The sequence below is a fragment of the Rahnella sp. P4_A8 genome (genome assembly GCF_056402435.1).
Genome location: NZ_JBFUHK010000237.1, coordinates 1 through 1,322 on the forward strand (window position 1 = coordinate 1; position 1,322 = coordinate 1,322).

Consider the following 1,322-nt stretch of genomic DNA (forward strand, 5'->3'; position numbering starts at 1 on the left):
CAACCACGCTGCCCATTGCCGCCAGAGGTTTGGAAATTGAATCCATAATAATCTGGTGGAAGTTGTGGCCATATAATCCGAGTAACCAGGAAATAACCCCGAAGATAAACAGAATAATAAAGCCCGGAATTAACGCGGAGAAGGATCGGGAAACCGAAGACGGCACACTCGCCGGCAAGGTAATGACCCAGTTGCGGCGAATCACAAAGGTGAACATTTCTGCGACAACCAGACCTATTACCATACCGGAAATAATATTCGCGCCACCTAACCAGTTTGCGCCCACCGCATAAGCTTCACCGACGCTGTATGGCGTCACGGTCATAAAGGCTGCAACGGCTAATAAACCGGCGGAGAGGGAATCAACTTTACGTTCTTCCGCTAATGCCATGCCAATAAAGAATGGCGCCATCAGCGACATAATACCGAGCGTACCGTTATAAACATTAATACCGATGGTTTTCAGACCGGCCAGCGTATCGATAGTTGACGGGTCTAAGCGCACGCCTAAAGAATAAAAGAAAGAACCGGCACCAAAGTTCAGGAACACGTTATTAATTAAAACGAACATGGCACCCGCGAGGGTCAGCGGCATGAGTTTTATGAAGCCATTTTTAATGGCATTAATATGCGGTTGTTTACCTATTTTAACGGCAAAAGGAAGAAGTATCTTTTCAAGTGAATCAATGGCTTTGCTCATTGGTATTTTCCTTTAATGCCGCCATCTGGCGGCCAGGGGAAGAAATTCGCTCTTTGACTGGAGTTCTCTTTGACTTAAAAATTTCAATATAAAGACGTTCAATTTTAAAATAAGGAAAAACGTAAGATCACTGTGCTGCTGCTTTTTTGATCGCAGCAACGGCTGCTTTCAGAACACCTAACCCGTCAATTTTGCCGTACAGGCCAGAATCGATCACTTCAACCGGTTTACCCGGCAAGACTTTTTTAATTTCATCCAGCATATAGGCAATTTGCGGCCCAAGCAGAACGACATCGGCTGCCGCACCTTTCTCTGCAGCCAGTGTTTCAGGAAATGCTTCGATAATGACCGGGACCTCATACTTCTCAGCCTGAACCTTCATTTTAGAAACCAGTAACGAGGTTGACATTCCGGCGGAGCAAAACAAATAAATGACTTTCTTTTCCATGATAAAACCCTCATATCCCGATAAATTGCAGCTCAGGCAACGGTTTTTCCTTCACCTGCGAGAATGTATTCAGAGCAAATAAATTGAAGATAACGAATCGTCTCTGCCTGAAAGCAGTATACGGCATCACTTCAGGGCGCGATAATTCGGAACTTATAGAAATTGTCTCTCCTT

The 1,322-nt window shown here is 44.9% G+C and carries 2 protein-coding genes; both read right to left on the minus strand.

Going from position 1 to position 1,322, the window contains the following annotated elements; genetic code table 11:
- The coding region (locus tag AC1DUO_RS25045; protein WP_477989389.1) for a PTS transporter subunit EIIC at positions 1 to 700 on the minus strand (700 nt) is incomplete at its 3' end.
- A 127-nt stretch (positions 701 to 827) separates the two neighbouring features.
- Entirely contained in the window at positions 828 to 1,148 is a 321-nt protein-coding gene (locus AC1DUO_RS25050) for a PTS sugar transporter subunit IIB (protein ID WP_013577914.1), read from the minus strand.
- Positions 1,149 to 1,322 lie beyond the last annotated feature (174 nt).